Origin of the sequence: Clostridium perfringens ATCC 13124 (genome assembly GCF_000013285.1) — a bacterium.
Classification (GTDB): domain Bacteria; phylum Bacillota; class Clostridia; order Clostridiales; family Clostridiaceae; genus Sarcina; species Sarcina perfringens.
On sequence record NC_008261.1, the window covers coordinates 1,085,154 to 1,101,218 of the forward strand.

Here is a 16,065-nt window from a genome sequence, read left to right on the forward strand (position 1 = left end):
CCATAAAAAACAAATAATTAATTGATTATAAACATATAGGTATATGAGTATTTATTATAATACTTTGAACTGATGTATAATGTCAGTATAAATAAAAGGGATGTAAAAAAGGATGTGAAAAATATGTTATCTAGTAAGAAAATAGTAGATGATTATATTAAAAAAATAGACTGGAGAGTCAATGAAAATTCCAATTCACCATATAGTTTTGGGAGTCTCAATAAACATATAATAGCTGAGGTTTCTAAAGATTACTGGCTTAATGAAGTTTATAAGGATAAAAGAATAATAGATGCTTATAAAAATGGAGATATGCATATTCATGATCTAGGAGGATTAACACTTTATTGTTGTGGATATTCCTTAAGAAACATAATTTTAATGGGAGTACAGGGAATTCCTAATATTCCAACTAGTAGTCCTGCAAAACATTTTGATGCTATATTAAATCAAATAGCTAATTTGGTTACAATATATCAAAATGAGATTATGGGAGCCGTTGCTTTTAATTCATTTGATACATTATTAGCACCTTATATAAAGAAGGATAATTTAACATATGAAGAGGTTAAACAAAATCTACAAAACTTTATATTTAGTATAAATAGTAATAGTAGGGCAGGAGCTGAACCAGCTTTCACTAATATTACCTTTGATCTTTTTCCACCAAAAGACTTAGAAAATGACCCTGCTTTAATTGGAGATAAAATTCAAGAGTTCACATATAAGGAATGTCAAAAAGAAATGGATATGTTAAATAAGGCATTTTATGAACTTATGAATGAGGGAGATTATAATGGAAGACCATTTTCTTATCCAATACCAACTTATAATATAAACAGTAATTTTGATTTTGATAATCCTAATAATGATATGTTATTTGAGATGACAGGGAAGTTTGGGTATCCTTACTTTGCAAACTTTGTTAATTCAGATATGGATCAAAGTGATGTAAGATCAATGTGTTGTAGACTAAATCTTGATTTAAGAGAGCTTAGAAAGAGAAATGGTGGTCTTTTTGGAAGTGGAGATAGTACAGGAAGTATAGGTGTTGTTACAATAAACTTACCAAGATTGGCATATAAACACAAAAATAATGAAAAAGAGTTTTTTAATGCTTTAAAAGAAATATTGATTATAGCAAAAGATAGCTTAGAAAAGAAGAGAAAATGGTTAAATGACAATATTATAAATAAAGATATGTTGCCGGCATTTTCAACTTATGTAGGAACCTTGAAAAATCATTTCAGCACTATAGGAATAGTTGGATTAAATGAGATGTGTGAAAACTTTAATGGAAATAATATATTAACTGAAGAAGGAATGGAGTTTTCAATAAAGGTTTGTAATTTCATAAGAGAAGAATTAATAAACTTTCAAGAAGAAACAGGAAATCTTTATAATTTTGAGGCTACTCCAGCTGAATCAACTTGTTATAGATTAGCTAAAAAGGATGTAGAGGACTTTGAGGATATTATAGTTAGAGGGGGAAGAGAATATCCATACTATACAAACTCATGTCATATGCCGCCTAATGAAGTTAAAAACTTAAAGCAATTATTTGATCACCAAGATAAGCTTCAAGTGTTATTCACAGGAGGAACTGTGGTGCATATTTATTGTGATGGAGCTATAAGTGGAGAAAAGTCAAAACACATAGTAAATACAGTTTGTAAGAAATATAGAACACCTTATGTAAGTATTTCTCCTTTAAATAGATACTGTAAAGAGCATGGATATGTAAAGGAAAGGGTAGAAGAGTGTCCTATATGTGGCAAAAAGCTAGATTTATATCAAAGAATAACAGGCTACTTAAGAAAAGTTGAATTCTTTAATGATGGTAAAAAATCAGAATTTAAGGATAGAAATCAGTTAAGCCTATGATTATAAAAACAAAGGGCATTGTTCATGAGAGAGTAGAGGATGCGCCTTTTATGGGAGCATTAATAAGTGCAGTAGATTGTAACTTAAACTGCAAAGGATGCTTTAATCAACATTTAAAGGATTTACCAAACATAGAGATGGATTCAGAAGATATATTAGATAAAGTGACAAATGATCCTTTTAATGAAGGAATTATACTTGCAGGACTTGAATGGTCACTTCAACCTAAGGAGTTAAGGGAAATGGTTAATTCGGCAAGGAAGAGAAACCTTAAGGTTATAGTTTATTCTGGACTAAGTGAAGAAGATTTTAAGAAAAAGTTCCCTGATATATATGGTTTAAAAGGAGACATGTACTTTAAGTTTGGAAAGTATGATGAAAAATTAAAGGTGAATAATAATATTCAATATGATGTTAAGTTAGCCACATCAAATCAAAAGATATTAAAGAAATAAAGATAAAGAACTGTACCAAGTATTATATAAGTTTTTATACTTTGGTATAGTTCTTTTATTTTGTAAAAATTATTTAGAATAATATTGTTAACTAAATAAAAAAGTTTCATAAATTATATATAAGATTTAAATGATATATATCCCAATAAATATTCATATAATTTTACTATAGATTATTAATAAAAGGTGAATTTATGAAAGATAGAAAAGCTTCAAAGTACCATAGTAGAAGTTCAAGAGTATTTGCACCAGTTCATATTAATTCAAAGGGAGTTATAGACTATAAACTCCCTTTATGTGATTTAATGGATAGTATTCTTAGCAAAAAGAGTTTTAATACAAGTGTAATAACAGAAACATTAGATGGAAATCAATATTATTATGATTATGATTTTGATGGAAAGAATATTATAGTATCTAAAAGTCAGATAATTAATGATTCTCCTGGATTAAAGTTAATTGAGAGATATAAAGGGAATTACTTAGAAAAAGAATTATATAATGACTTAGTTGTTTTAGTATTATATAAGGATGATAAAAAGGTTACAGACACTATCTCTTACAAAAAAGATTTAGGTTTAAATGTTGATATGGTTATAGAGGTAGGGAGTTATTTTTATAGACTACCATTATGTGAGTTTATAGACAATATTATAAGGAAAACTCCAGATATTTTAAATTTTATATATTTTGGATTTGAAGGTGATATGTATTATATTACTCTTGAGTTTGATGGAAAAGATATAAATTACATAAAATATAGTGTTAATAATTCTAAGCTAGATGAAATTGAAAAAGCTATAGGTAATAGATTGGTTAAAGAATTTAGTGGTCATAATAATATTATTCTTAGTTTATATGATGATAATACTCGTGTAAAAGATATTGTTGCTTATAGTAGTAAGTTTTTATATTGAATATTATAAGTAAGCAAAGAATTTATGGTGATATTTTAAAAGGATGGGTTATTGAAGAGTATAAAAATAAATGATTATAATTTAAGATTTGAGCATCTTATTTAAAATAATATTTAGAAGAAACTCAGTTATTACTGAGTTTTTTATGTATTTTATAAAGAAATCTACTAAAAGATTTTTAGAATATTATAGAAATATAAACTTCTTAATTGTTTTTATTTTTAGTTTTTCCTCTAATGAAATTTTTTAAGCTAGATATAACTAATACTAAAACTACAAAATACATTAATATGTAGTTTAAGGATAATAGATTACCATTTCTATCAAAACCGAATCGGTATAATAAAAATGATATTGTTACTAATATGATAAAAATTAAATTAACTTTATTTTGGTATTTTATATTAATCTTTTCGTCTTTCATATAAAAGCTCCTTTTTTTAAGATTATTAAATATATTCTTGCATTAATTTTTAAAATTTTCAATTACATGTGTAAAACTGGCAATATTTTATGAATAATTGGGCAAATATAGAGTTTTATAGTGATTAAAAGTATGACATTGCTTACAGCATACCTTTCAAATATGTAAGAATGATATTTCGCTATAAATGGCTAGAAATAAAGGATTTATATTGAATCGTCAAAAGTTTCGTCAAAAATAAATTTAAAAAATATTTTCTATGATAGAATGTGCTTTATTAAACATATCATTATTGACATGAGAGTATACTTTCATAGTTTGTTCTACTGAATGACCTAATATTTTTGCAGCAGTTTTAAAATCAACTCCATTAGCAATTAATTTAGTAGCGTATGTGTGTCTTAATTCATGAAGAGAAATGTTGAAACCATATTCTTTTAAAAGTATGTTTACTCTTGAAAGAATAGTGTTTTTACTTTTAAAATTGAAAACTCTATTATCTATATTTATTATAGTTTTATATTTTAATAGTTCTTCAGAAACTGAATTAGAAATGGGAATAATTCTAATTGAATTTTTACTTTTAACACTACCTAATCCCCATGAATTATCTTTTAGTATTTTCCATTGTTTATTAACACTTATTAGACAATTATTAAAATCTATATCATTCCATGTTAAACCTAGAATTTCACCGATTCTCATACCTGTATTAACAGCTAAATATACTACTAGATAATATTTATTATTTTTAAATTTTAATAATAAATCGTTAATTTCATCATCATTCAGTGCCTTTTTCTTAGTTGGTATTGGTTTACCTATTTTTATATATTTACTTGGAACTTCATCTAGTATATTGTATTTAAATTTTGCACATAAAAATATGCTATTTAATATTTTTAAATAATATCTTATTGTATTATTATTAAGATGTTCCTTAGTCATATTATCTATTAATTTTTGTATATCTAAGTTAGTTATTTTGCAAAGTTCTTTGTCATTTAAATCTTGAAACCTATGAAGCACTGTTACTAAGCCGTCTATTGTCTTAGGTTCTTTGTATAGCTTTTCATGCTCTAGATACATATCTGAAAAAGCTTTAAAAGTTATTTTCCCAAAACTATTATTGCTTGTTTTTATATTTTTCTTTAAATCTTGTAGCATCTTTTCAGCAATAGGTTTAGCTTCTTTTTTTGTCTTAAATCCTTGTTTAGATTTTTGCCTCCATTTTCCATTGTAATCCTTATAGCTTATTATAAATTGCCATCCTTTATCTTTTTGCCTATAAGTTACGTTATACTCCATATCTAACACCTCTTTTAAAATTAAAATAAAATTTTTTGATACGAATATATGTTCTATAAAATCTATAAAATAAACAGTTGAAAATCAACTGGTTAAAACATTTTACATATTCCTAATGATGGAATAAAGTATATTATGTAATTATCAATTTTATACATAACGCCATATTTAGCTCTGTAATAATCAATTGCTTGATCAAAGTATTCTTTAGTTACACCTAAAAAATCAGCTATTTCAAAAGCATTTCTACAATTATTTTCAAAAGCGTTAATTAATCCAACTAAGCCAACAGCTTTATCAAACCCCCAGCGCCTGGCAACTAATTCTTGTTTTTTATTACATATTTCAGTTTGATCAGTAATATCACCTAAATTTTTAATATAGTGTCCAAGTTCTTCAGCTAAAATACATGTTTTTTCTTTGGTATTTATATTACTATTAATAACTATTATATTATCAACGCATTTTCCGCAAGGTTTATCTGTGCCAAGATCAATTTCAATGACCTTAGCACCATGACATTCGGCTTCATACATTAATCTTTCGTATTTAGTCATATAAACCCACCTAACTTATTTGAGATTTTTTAAAGCTTTATTTATTTTTTCATTCATTAAAGCTTTTTCTTCATCAGTTAAATTGTCATCATGACAAGCTACTAAATAAGGAGTTTTTTGATTTTCTATTAGAGTAGCAGCAAATTCAGTATCTAAAGAATACTTAGGCATTTCTAATAAATCCTTAGTATACGAAAAAACTTTATCTTTTCCTAAGTCATTAAGTTTTCTTAAGTCTTCTATATGTATTTCTTCATCTTTAGATAAGTTGTTTGAATTTTCGCCAACTTCATCTAAACCTAAAAGCCATATAGGACTTACGTCTAAAGCAGCAGCTATAACTCCTAATTTATCTACAGGCATATTTTTTATTGATCCTGTCTCATATCTTTGTAGAGTAGATTTACTCATATTAGTTTTAGAAGCTAAATCTTGATATGAAAGCTTTAGTTCTAATCTTCTACTTTGTATTCTATTCATTATCATTTGCATGTTTGAGTCATCAAGTAAATTTTTCATTTAATCACCTCATAGTTTAATTATAAAATATTTTTTCATAAATGCAACGATTTTTTGAAAAAACTTAAAGAAAAGTTGCATAAATGGGTTGACTACATTTTTCAGAAGTGTTATGATTTAATCATCCTAAATATGCAACGGAGGTGAGAAAATGGTTTATAGCAAATTAAAAGGGATTATGAAAGAAAATGCTTATTCTCAGGGTAAGTTAGCAAAAGAATTAAATATAACCACTCAGAGTTTAAATGCTAAGTTAAATGGGAGAAGTCAATTTACCATTAAAGAGGCTATAAATATTATATCTATTTTTAATATAAAAAATCCAAATGATATATTTGAAATTTTTTTTGCAAATAATATCCCAAATATGCAACGAGATATAAGTTAAGGAGGAAATAAATGAATAACTTAATGATTTTCAAAAATGAAGATTTATCAATCGATGTAAGAACAATTAAAAATGAAGATGGAAGTATTTCAATTAATGCTGAAGATACTGCTAGAGGGCTTGGATTTATTCAAAATCAAAATAAGAATGGAAAACTTTATATAAGTATAAGATGGGAAACAATCAATAATTATTGTAAGGAATTTAATTTCCCCAACAAGTTGGGGAAAGATGATTTCATTCCTGAGAGCTTATTTTATTTATTAGCAATGAAAGCTAATAATGAGGTGGCAAGAAAGTTTCAGACTTGGCTAGCTGTGGATGTAATACCTCAGATAAGGAAAAATGGACAATATCAAATGAAACCAACATCTAATTTAGAACTTTTAGAGTTACAAGTTAAAGCGTTAAGAGAAGTTGAAGAGAGGGTAATTGAAGTAGATAAGAAGTTTGATGATTTACCGCTATTTGAAATAGACAGTAAAGATTTAAAGAAGAAAGTTAATAGAGTTGTAGTTTCATTACTAGGTGGTAAGAAGTCTAATGCATATAAGCCTTTAAGTAAAAAAGTGTTTTCAGATTTATATGGACAGATTCATAGAGAATTTGGAGTTGATACTTGTGCAGCTATTAAGAGAAAAGATTTAGATTTAGCTAAAGAGATAGTTGATAGTTATACATTACCAAGAGTATTAAAAGAAGAAATTGAACTTGCTAATAGCCAATTAGCATTTGCTCAATGATAAAGAAATGAAAGGAAAGATTAAGATGGAAAATAAAATAACTGCCCAAGTCAATAAAGAGCAGTTAAAAGTTAAATCTATAATACAAACTGTATTAAATTGTTTATTAATTATTACTGTTTTAGTAAATATAGTTTCTCTTTTTAAAAGAGAGAATATAAATAAGCAATTACAAATGCAGATTGAAGAAAATAAATTGGCTATACAAAAGGTTGATTTAATAGTTGACCAGCTTGAAAAAGAAATTACTAATCTTCAGAAGAAAGGTTCTTTAGATTAGAGTTTAATTTTTCTAATTCTTTAGTTAACTTAATATTGGTTTCAGTATTTTGTTGAATAGTTTTAGTCATATGTTCATTAGATATATTACTTTGTGTATCAGAATAAAGTCCATATACAAAAAATAATAGGGTAACAACAATATTAATAATATTTAAAATATCTGATTTACTAAGTTTACTATTTTCAAAAGTTTCCTTTGTCGAGTCTATAGAACTAACATAAGAATCGATATCACTATTGACTATATTATTTTCATTACAAAATTCTTTAAGTGAATCAGTGAATGAATATATGCTTTCAGCTAATTCATTTGAAAACAAATTATAGTTTATATTTGAAGTTAATTTAGTTAATTGATTTAAGTTAATAAATGAGTCATTATATATTGCTTTTACCATAGAACTAATATTTTCAATATTTAAAGTATTAAAATCTTTAACCATTTGTTGGAGTTGTAAATTAATATTTGGCAATGGAAAAGTAATTTTACTAAGTTGAGAAATTTGTTTCATGCAACTTTCGATTGAGTAAACACTAGAAGCAAGAGTGAAATTTGGCTTGTAAATTGGAGTAGGAATTTTTATAGAGTTTCTAATTAATTTACTATAAATTTCATTATTAGATTTCATATTAACCATAATTATACCACCTTTCATAATTTATTTCGACTTGGCGGAGCCGATACTTAAATTATAAAGGTTGGAAATATATAGGACAAGTATCAGTAAACAGCGAATCCCTCTGATACTAAGGGAATGAATAAGACAAGCTTTAATTAAAACCTAAGGATAAGTAAATCGAAGGAGGGCAAGAAATGGCACAACTATTAACACAAAAAGACTTAGCAGAACGTTGGCAAATGAGTGTTAAGTCTATTGAGGAGTATAGAAAAGCAGGAATTATCCCTACTGTAGAAGGGATTCCTGCAATAAGATTTAATTTACAAACTATTTTGGAGCTAGAAGGAACTAAATTAGAAAGATTTAGTCCATTAGAACGTAGACGTATGGAAATGGAGTTAGATGAAGTAAAAGAAGAGAACCAAAAGTTAAAAGATATCTTAAGTAATGTACTAAGTAATTTAGCACCAATAATAAGTCTTGTAAAGGAGGTTTGATATGTTTACGCCAGGAGGAAAAATAGTCTTTGGAATAATAACAACAGCAACAACTTTATTTTTAAGTGTTTATTTTTTAGATAAATCTATAAATGAGAAAGATCCTAAAAAAAGTTTTAAGTATTTAATGTTATTTGTTGGATGTACTTTAAGTTTTATCTTTTCAATAAATGTAAGTTAGGGGTGATGTTATGAACTTTAAAGATATACAGAGTTTAAAGGCTAGACATAGTAAAGAAGAGTTTGAAAGTATCTTGTTAGCTGTAGAGCAGGATTTAAAATTTAATAATATTAGATTTAAGAAACCTATTCCAAAGAAAAAGTTTTTAGAGGTTCTTAACATAACAGAAAGTTTGTTTAGGAGGATTATATGAAGAAAGTAAATATAGGATGTTTAGTAACTGTAATAGGTTTAGTTATTATATGGTGTTTCTTTTACTATTTATCTTATAAGGTTTGGTGTTGGTTATGGACTTAGTAAAAGTATCAAAGAACATAGCTGATAGAGTACAAGAAAGGTTTAGCGATTTAAAAGTAGACAAGCCTTTAAGTAATTTAATAGAGGAAGAAATAAAAAGAGAGTGCATTGGCACCGACCAAAGTAACCAATGTACTCATAAAAAATAAATTTCAAAGAAAGTTTAACATAATAAATTTAAGGAGGCAAGTTATGATTAATATACCAGATTGTTGTTATGAATACGGAAATGATGAAAAAGAGCCAAAAGTAGCTTTTGAGTGTAGTTGGTGTGGTGAGTGTATATATGTTGGAGATGATTATTACGATATAGGGGATATAAAAATGTGCTGTGAATGTAATGATGAATGTAAGTCAGTAGCAGAGGAGGGATTCTAATGGAAGAGAGATTAGAGTGGCTTAGAGAAAGACAGAAAGGAATAGGAGGCTCCGATATAGGAGCTATCCTAGGATTAAATAAATATAAAACAGCTTTTGAAGTTTATTTAGAAAAAACAGAACCTATTTTAGAAGTAGGAGAGCAATCAGAATCAGCCTATTGGGGAGATCAATTTGAAGAAGTAGTTGCTAAAGAATTTGAAAAGAGAACTGGTAAGAAAGTAAGAAGAGATAGAAGGCACTTTCAAAATAAAGATTATCCATTTATGGTTGCTAACATAGATAGAAGAATTGTAGGAGAAAATTCAATTTTAGAATGTAAAACAGCTAATCAGTATTTAGCTAAGGAATGGGAAGAGGAAGAGGTACCTGCTAGTTATTTAGTACAAGTTCAACACTACTTAGCAGTTACAGGAGCAACTAAAGGATATATAGCAGTTTTGATTGGTGGACAAAAGTTTATTTGGAAAGAAGTTGAGCGTGATGATGAACTTATAGAATACATTATTGAAGCTGAAAAAGATTTTTGGAAAATGGTCAAAGACAAAACACCACCTGCATTAGATGGTTCAAGTGCTGCTGAAAAATGGGTTAATGAGAGATATAAAAAAGTTAATGAAGGTGAAGTTATAAAACTAGATTCATCATGGAAGGAGTTACTTAATAAAAGAAAAGAACTCAAAGAATATAAAGATAATGTAGAGCAAGAAATTAAAGAGATAGAGAACCAATTAAAGCAAAACATAGGATATGCAGAGTATGCTAATGTTCCTGGATATAGCATTAGTTTAAAACAATCAGTAAGAAAAAATTTAGATAGTTCAAAAATTAAAGAATTACTTAAAGATGATTATGAAAAATATTTAAAAGAAAGTATAAGCAGAAGATTAATAATTAAGGAGGAAAAATAATATGGCAACAGCATCAAGTTTAAAAAATCAATTAGCAAAGAAGGGAACTGGTAATAGTTTATCAGTTGGAAATACAGTTAAAGGATTAATGGATAGTCCAACTATAAAGAAAAGGTTTGAAGAGGTATTAAATGAAAAGGCACCTCAATATATGAGTTCAATAGTTAACTTAGTTAATTCAGATACTAACTTACAAAAATGTGAAGGAATGAGTGTAATAGCAAGTTGTATGGTAGCAGCAACAATGGATTTACCAGTGGATAAGAATTTAGGGTATGCATGGGTAGTCCCATATGGTAATAGAGCTCAATTTCAAATGGGTTATAAAGGGTATATTCAATTAGCATTAAGAACAGGTCAATATAAGTCTATAAATGTAGTTGAAATAAGAGAAGGCGAATTAGTTTCATGGAATCCATTAACAGAAGAAATTGAGGTTGACTTTAGCAAACGTGAGAGCGATGCAGTAATTGGATATGCAGGATATTTTAAATTAATAAATGGATTTGAAAAGACAGTATTCTGGACCAAAGAAGAAGTTAATAATCATGCTAATAAATTTTCAAAGACAGTTAATTCAAAAAATTCTGTTTGGAAAAGCAACTTTGATGCGATGGCCAAGAAAACAGTTCTAAGAAACCTACTATCTAAATGGGGAATTTTAAGTATAGAAATGCAAAAAGCATATACAGCAGATGAAAACTTAATTAATAAAGGTCTAATGGATGATATAGAAAATGTACAAGCTAACATTGAAGGTATTCAAGAAAACAATGAGAATGAAGGTGTTATTGAAGCTGATTATACAGTTGATAGTAACAATGAAGTGCTTGAAGGGCAACAAGATATATTTGAAGGAGCATCATTATAAGATAGGAGGGGTTAGTTATGGCAGAAGGATGGATAAAGCTTTATAGAAATATTCAAGAACATTGGATATGGCAAGATCCACAAAAGTTAAAATGGTGGCTAGACATTCTTCTTCTAGCTAACCATAAGGAAAATAAATTTTTGCTAGGGAATGAATTAATGGAAGTTGAGAGAGGGGAACATCACACATCAGAGTTAAAATTAGCCGAAAGATGGGGTGTATCAAAAACAACAGTAAGAAAGTTCTTAAAGTTACTTGAAAGTGAACAAATGATTGAACTTAAAAAATCGAAAAAGGGTACCACCTTGAAAGTTAGTAATTACAACGATTATCAAGATTTTTCAGAGGGTGAAAAAACCATAAAAAAACCACAAAAAAACCATAGCGTATACCACAAAGAAACCATAGAAGAACCATATGCTATACCACAAAAAAACCATGAGGTATACACAAACAATAATGAAAAGAATGAGAAGAATGAAAAAAATGAGAAAGAAGGAGAAGAAGTAGTAAAATCAACCTCACCTCGTTCCTATCCTTCTCCTAGTCATAAATTATTAGCTAATTACTTAACAGATGTATGTTATAGAACTTTCTTTAACAATGCAGATATTGTTGAAGAAAATGAAGTTATAAAAATTAAACCAGAGAATGATTTTTCTAGAGGAGCTATTGAGAAGTATGTTCCAACACTAGAAATTCAAACTCATAAAAAAATAGAGGTGATTTAAGTGAAAGTTAATTTACTAGAAGTTTATTCAGTACATGAGCTAGCATTAAAGACCTACAGAGATTTAGCTAAAAGAAAAATAGAAAGAAATAGAGAAGTAGATGCTTATTTAAAAGTTAGAGAAATAAGTGGAAGAAAGAAATGGAATGTTAGATTTGGAGGATATAGGTGGTAGTAGTTACAGGAAAGATAAGAGGAAAGGCTAGGCCGAGAGTTTGTAGAGGCCATGCCTTTACTCCTAAAGATACAATTGAGTATGAAAAGTTAGTAAGAGAGTGTTATAAGAAACAAGATGGAAGATACCTAGAAGGAGCTATAAAGGCTTTGATAATTGCTTACTATAAAATACCTAAGTCTTATACTAAAAAACGTGTACAAGTCATAAGGGATGGATTAGAAAAGCCAACAAAGAAACCAGATGCGGACAATATAGGAAAGGTTATATTAGATAGTTTAAATGGAGTAGCTTATAAGGATGATAGCCAGATTATAGATCTTAGAATTAAAAAAGAATATACGGAAGAACTTGAGAGAGTTGAATTTGAATTTAGATAAATAGAAAATGTTCTTTTTAAATTTAATAATGCGGTATTGAGGGCATATACATGCCAAGCAACAATTAGTATAATTTTATTATTATGTAAGTTTATTATTCAATAAACTATATGATAATTTCAAATTTATTAGGAAGGAGTTAATCTATAATGAAAATAGACTGGAATTTTTTACTTTCAGTAATAACTATTATTGTTGCTAGTTATGCACTAATACAAACCCACCATCAAATGAAATTGAGCAACAAACAACATTTATTTGATAAGCGTATGGAAAACTATCTAATTGCTATGGGATTGATACAGTTATATAGAAATAACTGTAAGGATTTCGATAAGGATTTCGATGAAGAAAAAGATGAACCAATTTTTGCTTTAAAGTCATACTTTATATGGTTGACAAATAACACTTATTTGGAAGAAATCACTACTGCAATAGATAATCCACTAAAAAACCCAGGTCATAAAGAGTTTTTAATTAAATTGGAGAAATTAAAGGAAGTTGGAACTAAGATCAAATTTTTATTTCCTGATAATGCATCTGATGCATTAGGAGACTTTGTTTTTAGTTATCAGGAATTGCTATTTTCAATGTATCAGTATCAAATACTTTTAAATAATATGTATGAAATTAATAAAGATCATAAATTAAGTCTTGAGGAAATACAACAAAAATTTGGGGAACCAAAGCATAGGCTTAAGCTGCAAAGGTCTTTTCAAAATTTAAAACAAGCAGACGATTTATTAAAAAAGAAAAATGTTGAAGAAAAAATTAAAAATCAAATAAAATTATTATAGATAACAGTTTGTTAATTAATTACTTAAATAAAAAAATAAATCAAATATATTATTAAAATACCGTATTATTCAAAATGAATATGCGGTATTTTTATTTAAATTCAGAGATTAAGAGAAGTGATATATATGACAAAGAATCAAATAGGTTTCTTTGATAAACCTAAAATAAAGTTGTTGGAGGATTGGACAAGGCTCCATCCTCTATTAACTAAAAATAGCGTTCATGAGGTTTTTATTGAAAGGGAGAACTATTGCATCATCTTGATAGATAAAACTTTCTATGGCGTTTATAAGAAGGATATAGAGCGGTGTTAGATTTTAGCCATGTATTAAAATTTATTTTATATAATAAAAAAACGGATACTTAAAGTATCCGTAAACTATCACACGAGGGGATTCGAACCCCCACGGCCATATGACCGACAAGTTGGCAACTTGTTGCGTCTGCCTATTCCGCCACATGTAGAAAATGAATTATTTCTAATTCATTTATATTTTAGATCAAATGAACAAAAATGTCAACAAAAATACAAATATAATAAAATTTAGGAGGTATATATGAATAAAGAGCTATTCAGAAAAACAGAAAATTTACTTAAGAATTACAATAGATTAGAAACTGAAATTAAATTAATAAAAGCAGAAATTGAAGATATTAAAGAATCTTATACTGGTTGTGTGGCCATTGGATATAGTGAGAAAAGTGGATCAACAAATAAATTTAGCAGTATGGTTGAGGATGAAATTATAAGAAAAGAGAAAGATCTATTCTATCTTAAGAGAGATTTAGAGTATAAGGTTAAGTTGAAAAGAAGAATAGACTTAGCTATACAAACACTTAGAACTAAAGAAGAGAAAGATTTAGTTAAATTAAAGTATATTAATCAGCCCAATGTTAGTTGGGGGAATGTGGCTTACATTTTAAGATATAATAAGGATTACTGCAGGAAAGAACTAAGGAATAAGATAATAAGGCAGATTGCAGATTTTATATTCTATAATCCAGGAGTTCAAGAAAGGTTTATTATATAAATATACCCCATATCTATACCCGTTTAATACCCACCATATACCTACTTTTATATGTTATTATGTAATTGTGGATAGGGTAAAGCGTTCATTGATGATCCTCCTGGATGTAAATTAAAACTTAACTAACGGAAAGAGCAAGGTGTAAAAGCCTTGCACGTGGAAGGAAGAGTATTAATAAAGGTGCAACTCCTTTACCTTCCTAAATAATACTTCCTTTTAAGTTTATTTTTTCATACAAAGTCTAAGCTGGATTAAGTTCCTGCTAATATGGGGAGATAGTTTAATTGGTAAAACATTGGTCTCCAAAACCAAAGTATGAGGTTCAAATCCTTGTCACCCCGCCATTAAAAATTAAATAACCTCTGGATTACGGAAAAGAATTTAGTTTAGACTAGGTTCTTTTTTATTTTGATTTTTGTAAAACTTTACCTTATAATAATTATGTGAAATTTTATTATATATTAAGTGTTGGGAGGGGAACTATGAGAAAAGCTTTTTGGGGGTATATTCCATATGATGATAAGACTTTTGAAAAATTGTGGGAAACTGCAGATTTTGTTTTAGATGCTAATATACTATTAAATCTATATAGATATTCGAATAATACAAAAGAAAAAGTGTTAAATAGTTTAGACAAAATATCTGAGAGGATATGGATACCAAATCAAACTGGTATAGAATATTTTAATAATAGAGTCTCAATAATTTTAGAGCAAAGTAAGATTTATGATGAGGTTTTAGAAGAATTAAGTTTTTCTAAAAGTATAGATTATATAAAAGCTTTAAGACATTCAACTTTAGAAGATAAAAAGCCGGAAATTATAGAACTTTTACAAAAGTGTGAAAATAAAATAAAAGAAATTATAAATGAGGATAAGAAGAAATCTGAAAATATAATTGAAGATGATTACATTTTAAAAAAAATAGTTAATATATTTGATGGTAAAGTGGGTTCGTCTTTAACTGATAAAGATTTAGAAAGCTATAAAAAAGATATTGATATAAGATATTCTAAAAAGATACCACCTGGATACAAGGATAATAAGAAAAATGATGATAAAAAATATGGTGATGCTATAAATTGGTTAGAAATAATAAAATACAGTAAAAATAATAAAAAAAATATTATTTATATAACAGATGATAGAAAAGAAGATTGGATTGAGATAATAGAGGGTAAAAAAATTGGTCCAAGAAAAGAATTATTAAATGAGTTTTATCGTTCAACTGATGGAAATATTATATACATATATAATACCTATAGTTTTTTAGAAGCATTCAATAAATATATTAATACGGAGAATAACATAGGAAAAGATGTAATGGATGAAATAAAAGACTTAGATACTATTTTAAATGATTTTGATAGTAAAAAAATTAGTATAATGAGCAAAAAAATATTTGATAAATTTGTAGGATTGGGTGTAGAACCTAATTGTTTGATAATGATTAATCAAGAAAAATTCAATAAATATATGGAAATCATTAAAGATTGTCAAGAAGGTGGAGCAGATTTTCATTTATTTATAGATGATTTAAAATTTTTGGAGTTCGTAGATAATTTATTAGTGTTGGAACCAACGATTTCATTATCTAAAAATAAATATTATTATGAGTTGTATAAGAATTTTATAATAAAAAATAAAGTAACTGTATAAATTTAAGTAGATAGAGTTTTTTTAATAAAAGCTCTATTTTTATTCTACTAAAGAAAGGTGG

General features: G+C 27.3%; 23 protein-coding genes and 2 tRNA genes. 20 read left to right on the forward strand and 5 right to left on the reverse strand.

All coding sequences use genetic code 11. The features are described from left to right. Positions 1–72 precede the first annotated feature (72 nt). From CPF_RS04545 to CPF_RS04555, 3 genes are all read left to right on the forward strand, one after another. Positions 73–1,884: a ribonucleoside triphosphate reductase gene (locus tag CPF_RS04545; RefSeq protein WP_011590443.1), complete on the forward strand. Its 1,812-nt coding sequence runs from the start codon at positions 73–75 to the stop codon at positions 1,882–1,884. Further along, positions 1,881–2,339 carry a 4Fe-4S cluster-binding domain-containing protein gene (locus CPF_RS04550; RefSeq protein ID WP_011590444.1) on the forward strand — a complete coding sequence of 153 codons (459 nt, stop codon included), beginning with the start codon at positions 1,881–1,883 and terminating at the stop codon, positions 2,337–2,339. Before CPF_RS04545 ends, CPF_RS04550 begins: the two co-directional genes overlap by 4 nt. 194 nt (positions 2,340–2,533) lie before the next feature. Continuing rightward, positions 2,534–3,256 (forward strand): hypothetical protein, encoded by a 723-nt coding sequence (locus CPF_RS04555; protein ID WP_011590445.1) that lies wholly within the window; start codon positions 2,534–2,536, stop codon positions 3,254–3,256. Positions 3,257–3,923: 667 nt separating this feature from the next. Here CPF_RS04555 and CPF_RS04565 read toward each other — a convergent pair. The 3 genes from CPF_RS04565 to CPF_RS04575 all read right to left on the reverse strand — a co-directional run bounded on the left by CPF_RS04565 (position 3,924) and on the right by CPF_RS04575 (position 6,064). Continuing rightward, positions 3,924–4,988, reverse strand: a complete 1,065-nt coding sequence (locus CPF_RS04565; RefSeq protein ID WP_003477284.1) for a site-specific integrase — start codon at positions 4,986–4,988, stop codon at positions 3,924–3,926. 92 nt (positions 4,989–5,080) lie between these two features. Beyond that, a complete protein-coding gene (locus tag CPF_RS04570; RefSeq protein WP_011590446.1) occupies positions 5,081–5,545 on the reverse strand; it encodes an ImmA/IrrE family metallo-endopeptidase in 465 nt (154 codons plus the stop codon). A gap of 15 nt (positions 5,546–5,560) precedes the next feature. Then, positions 5,561–6,064, reverse strand: a complete 504-nt coding sequence (locus tag CPF_RS04575) for a helix-turn-helix domain-containing protein (RefSeq protein ID WP_011590447.1) — start codon at positions 6,062–6,064, stop codon at positions 5,561–5,563. Between the two features lie 151 nt (positions 6,065–6,215). Between CPF_RS04575 and CPF_RS04580 the strand changes: the two genes are divergently transcribed. The 3 genes from CPF_RS04580 to CPF_RS04590 are packed head-to-tail and all read left to right on the forward strand — an operon-like array spanning position 6,216 to position 7,475. Further along, positions 6,216–6,452: a helix-turn-helix transcriptional regulator gene (locus tag CPF_RS04580; RefSeq protein WP_011590448.1), complete on the forward strand. Its 237-nt coding sequence runs from the start codon at positions 6,216–6,218 to the stop codon at positions 6,450–6,452. An 11-nt stretch (positions 6,453–6,463) separates the two neighbouring features. After that, positions 6,464–7,195 (forward strand): ORF6C domain-containing protein, encoded by a 732-nt coding sequence (locus CPF_RS04585; protein ID WP_011590449.1) that lies wholly within the window; start codon positions 6,464–6,466, stop codon positions 7,193–7,195. A 7-nt stretch (positions 7,196–7,202) separates the two neighbouring features. Beyond that, a complete protein-coding gene (locus tag CPF_RS04590; protein WP_233419466.1) occupies positions 7,203–7,475 on the forward strand; it encodes a hypothetical protein in 273 nt (90 codons plus the stop codon). Here CPF_RS04590 and CPF_RS04595 read toward each other — a convergent pair. Then, on the reverse strand, positions 7,444–8,115 hold the full coding sequence (locus CPF_RS04595) for a hypothetical protein (RefSeq protein WP_110003034.1): 672 nt from the start codon (positions 8,113–8,115) through the stop codon (positions 7,444–7,446). The genes CPF_RS04590 and CPF_RS04595 overlap by 32 nt on opposite strands. A 176-nt stretch (positions 8,116–8,291) precedes the next feature. Between CPF_RS04595 and CPF_RS04600 the strand changes: the two genes are divergently transcribed. The 11 genes from CPF_RS04600 (at position 8,292) to CPF_RS04640 (ending at position 13,314) form a co-directional block, all read left to right on the forward strand. Next, positions 8,292–8,594 carry a histidine kinase gene (locus CPF_RS04600; RefSeq protein WP_011590452.1) on the forward strand — a complete coding sequence of 101 codons (303 nt, stop codon included), beginning with the start codon at positions 8,292–8,294 and terminating at the stop codon, positions 8,592–8,594. A 1-nt stretch (position 8,595) separates the two neighbouring features. After that, complete coding sequence (locus tag CPF_RS04605; RefSeq protein ID WP_011590453.1) at positions 8,596–8,775, forward strand: hypothetical protein; 180 nt, start codon at positions 8,596–8,598, stop codon at positions 8,773–8,775. Positions 8,776–8,785: 10 nt separating this feature from the next. Continuing rightward, positions 8,786–8,968 (forward strand): hypothetical protein, encoded by a 183-nt coding sequence (locus CPF_RS04610; protein ID WP_003477299.1) that lies wholly within the window; start codon positions 8,786–8,788, stop codon positions 8,966–8,968. Positions 8,969–9,062: 94 nt separating this feature from the next. Next, the gene (locus CPF_RS14870) at positions 9,063–9,221 is read left to right on the forward strand and encodes a hypothetical protein (protein WP_162467388.1); all 159 of its coding nucleotides are present in this window, start codon (positions 9,063–9,065) and stop codon (positions 9,219–9,221) included. Between the two features lie 43 nt (positions 9,222–9,264). Continuing rightward, positions 9,265–9,450 (forward strand): hypothetical protein, encoded by a 186-nt coding sequence (locus CPF_RS04615; RefSeq protein WP_011590455.1) that lies wholly within the window; start codon positions 9,265–9,267, stop codon positions 9,448–9,450. Further along, positions 9,450–10,361, forward strand: coding sequence for a YqaJ viral recombinase family protein (locus tag CPF_RS04620; RefSeq protein WP_011590456.1), 912 nt, complete (start codon positions 9,450–9,452; stop codon positions 10,359–10,361). The genes CPF_RS04615 and CPF_RS04620 overlap by 1 nt, the downstream gene beginning before the upstream one ends. 1 nt (position 10,362) lies before the next feature. Further along, on the forward strand, positions 10,363–11,232 hold the full coding sequence (locus CPF_RS04625; RefSeq protein WP_011590457.1) for a recombinase RecT: 870 nt from the start codon (positions 10,363–10,365) through the stop codon (positions 11,230–11,232). Positions 11,233–11,249: 17 nt separating this feature from the next. Then, positions 11,250–11,963, forward strand: a complete 714-nt coding sequence (locus tag CPF_RS04630; protein ID WP_011590458.1) for a GntR family transcriptional regulator — start codon at positions 11,250–11,252, stop codon at positions 11,961–11,963. Beyond that, on the forward strand, positions 11,964–12,137 hold the full coding sequence (locus tag CPF_RS14955; RefSeq protein WP_011590459.1) for a hypothetical protein: 174 nt from the start codon (positions 11,964–11,966) through the stop codon (positions 12,135–12,137). It abuts the gene before it with no gap. Continuing rightward, a complete protein-coding gene (locus CPF_RS04635) occupies positions 12,131–12,517 on the forward strand; it encodes a RusA family crossover junction endodeoxyribonuclease (protein ID WP_011590460.1) in 387 nt (128 codons plus the stop codon). Before CPF_RS14955 ends, CPF_RS04635 begins: the two co-directional genes overlap by 7 nt. Positions 12,518–12,666: 149 nt before the next feature. After that, positions 12,667–13,314, forward strand: coding sequence for a hypothetical protein (locus CPF_RS04640; protein ID WP_011590461.1), 648 nt, complete (start codon positions 12,667–12,669; stop codon positions 13,312–13,314). Positions 13,315–13,696: 382 nt separating this feature from the next. Here CPF_RS04640 and CPF_RS04650 read toward each other — a convergent pair. Beyond that, positions 13,697–13,780 (reverse strand) — tRNA-Gly (locus CPF_RS04650). Between the two features lie 92 nt (positions 13,781–13,872). On the opposite strand from CPF_RS04650, the gene CPF_RS04655 reads away from it, so the two are divergent. The 3 genes from CPF_RS04655 to CPF_RS04665 all read left to right on the forward strand — a co-directional run bounded on the left by CPF_RS04655 (position 13,873) and on the right by CPF_RS04665 (position 16,004). After that, positions 13,873–14,346, forward strand: coding sequence for a hypothetical protein (locus tag CPF_RS04655; RefSeq protein WP_011590462.1), 474 nt, complete (start codon positions 13,873–13,875; stop codon positions 14,344–14,346). 269 nt (positions 14,347–14,615) lie between these two features. Further along, positions 14,616–14,690 (forward strand) — tRNA-Trp (locus CPF_RS04660). 138 nt (positions 14,691–14,828) lie between these two features. Then, positions 14,829–16,004, forward strand: coding sequence for a PIN-like domain-containing protein (locus CPF_RS04665; RefSeq protein ID WP_011590463.1), 1,176 nt, complete (start codon positions 14,829–14,831; stop codon positions 16,002–16,004). Positions 16,005–16,065: the final 61 nt, after the last annotated feature.

Bases quoted from the DNA above. Each gene is read 5' to 3' on its own strand.
- CPF_RS04545 (WP_011590443.1), top strand. From the start codon at position 73: ATGTATAATGTCAGTATAAATAAAAGGGATGTAAAAAAGGATGTGAAA.
- CPF_RS04550 (WP_011590444.1), top strand. From the start codon at position 1,881: ATGATTATAAAAACAAAGGGCATTGTTCATGAGAGAGTAGAGGATGCG.
- CPF_RS04555 (WP_011590445.1), top strand. From the start codon at position 2,534: ATGAAAGATAGAAAAGCTTCAAAGTACCATAGTAGAAGTTCAAGAGTA.
- CPF_RS04565 (WP_003477284.1), bottom strand. From the start codon at position 4,988: ATGGAGTATAACGTAACTTATAGGCAAAAAGATAAAGGATGGCAATTT.
- CPF_RS04570 (WP_011590446.1), bottom strand. From the start codon at position 5,545: ATGACTAAATACGAAAGATTAATGTATGAAGCCGAATGTCATGGTGCT.
- CPF_RS04575 (WP_011590447.1), bottom strand. From the start codon at position 6,064: ATGAAAAATTTACTTGATGACTCAAACATGCAAATGATAATGAATAGA.
- CPF_RS04580 (WP_011590448.1), top strand. From the start codon at position 6,216: ATGGTTTATAGCAAATTAAAAGGGATTATGAAAGAAAATGCTTATTCT.
- CPF_RS04585 (WP_011590449.1), top strand. From the start codon at position 6,464: ATGAATAACTTAATGATTTTCAAAAATGAAGATTTATCAATCGATGTA.
- CPF_RS04590 (WP_233419466.1), top strand. From the start codon at position 7,203: ATGAAAGGAAAGATTAAGATGGAAAATAAAATAACTGCCCAAGTCAAT.
- CPF_RS04595 (WP_110003034.1), bottom strand. From the start codon at position 8,115: ATGGTTAATATGAAATCTAATAATGAAATTTATAGTAAATTAATTAGA.
- CPF_RS04600 (WP_011590452.1), top strand. From the start codon at position 8,292: ATGGCACAACTATTAACACAAAAAGACTTAGCAGAACGTTGGCAAATG.
- CPF_RS04605 (WP_011590453.1), top strand. From the start codon at position 8,596: ATGTTTACGCCAGGAGGAAAAATAGTCTTTGGAATAATAACAACAGCA.
- CPF_RS04610 (WP_003477299.1), top strand. From the start codon at position 8,786: ATGAACTTTAAAGATATACAGAGTTTAAAGGCTAGACATAGTAAAGAA.
- CPF_RS14870 (WP_162467388.1), top strand. From the start codon at position 9,063: ATGGACTTAGTAAAAGTATCAAAGAACATAGCTGATAGAGTACAAGAA.
- CPF_RS04615 (WP_011590455.1), top strand. From the start codon at position 9,265: ATGATTAATATACCAGATTGTTGTTATGAATACGGAAATGATGAAAAA.
- CPF_RS04620 (WP_011590456.1), top strand. From the start codon at position 9,450: ATGGAAGAGAGATTAGAGTGGCTTAGAGAAAGACAGAAAGGAATAGGA.
- CPF_RS04625 (WP_011590457.1), top strand. From the start codon at position 10,363: ATGGCAACAGCATCAAGTTTAAAAAATCAATTAGCAAAGAAGGGAACT.
- CPF_RS04630 (WP_011590458.1), top strand. From the start codon at position 11,250: ATGGCAGAAGGATGGATAAAGCTTTATAGAAATATTCAAGAACATTGG.
- CPF_RS04640 (WP_011590461.1), top strand. From the start codon at position 12,667: ATGAAAATAGACTGGAATTTTTTACTTTCAGTAATAACTATTATTGTT.
- CPF_RS04655 (WP_011590462.1), top strand. From the start codon at position 13,873: ATGAATAAAGAGCTATTCAGAAAAACAGAAAATTTACTTAAGAATTAC.
- CPF_RS04665 (WP_011590463.1), top strand. From the start codon at position 14,829: ATGAGAAAAGCTTTTTGGGGGTATATTCCATATGATGATAAGACTTTT.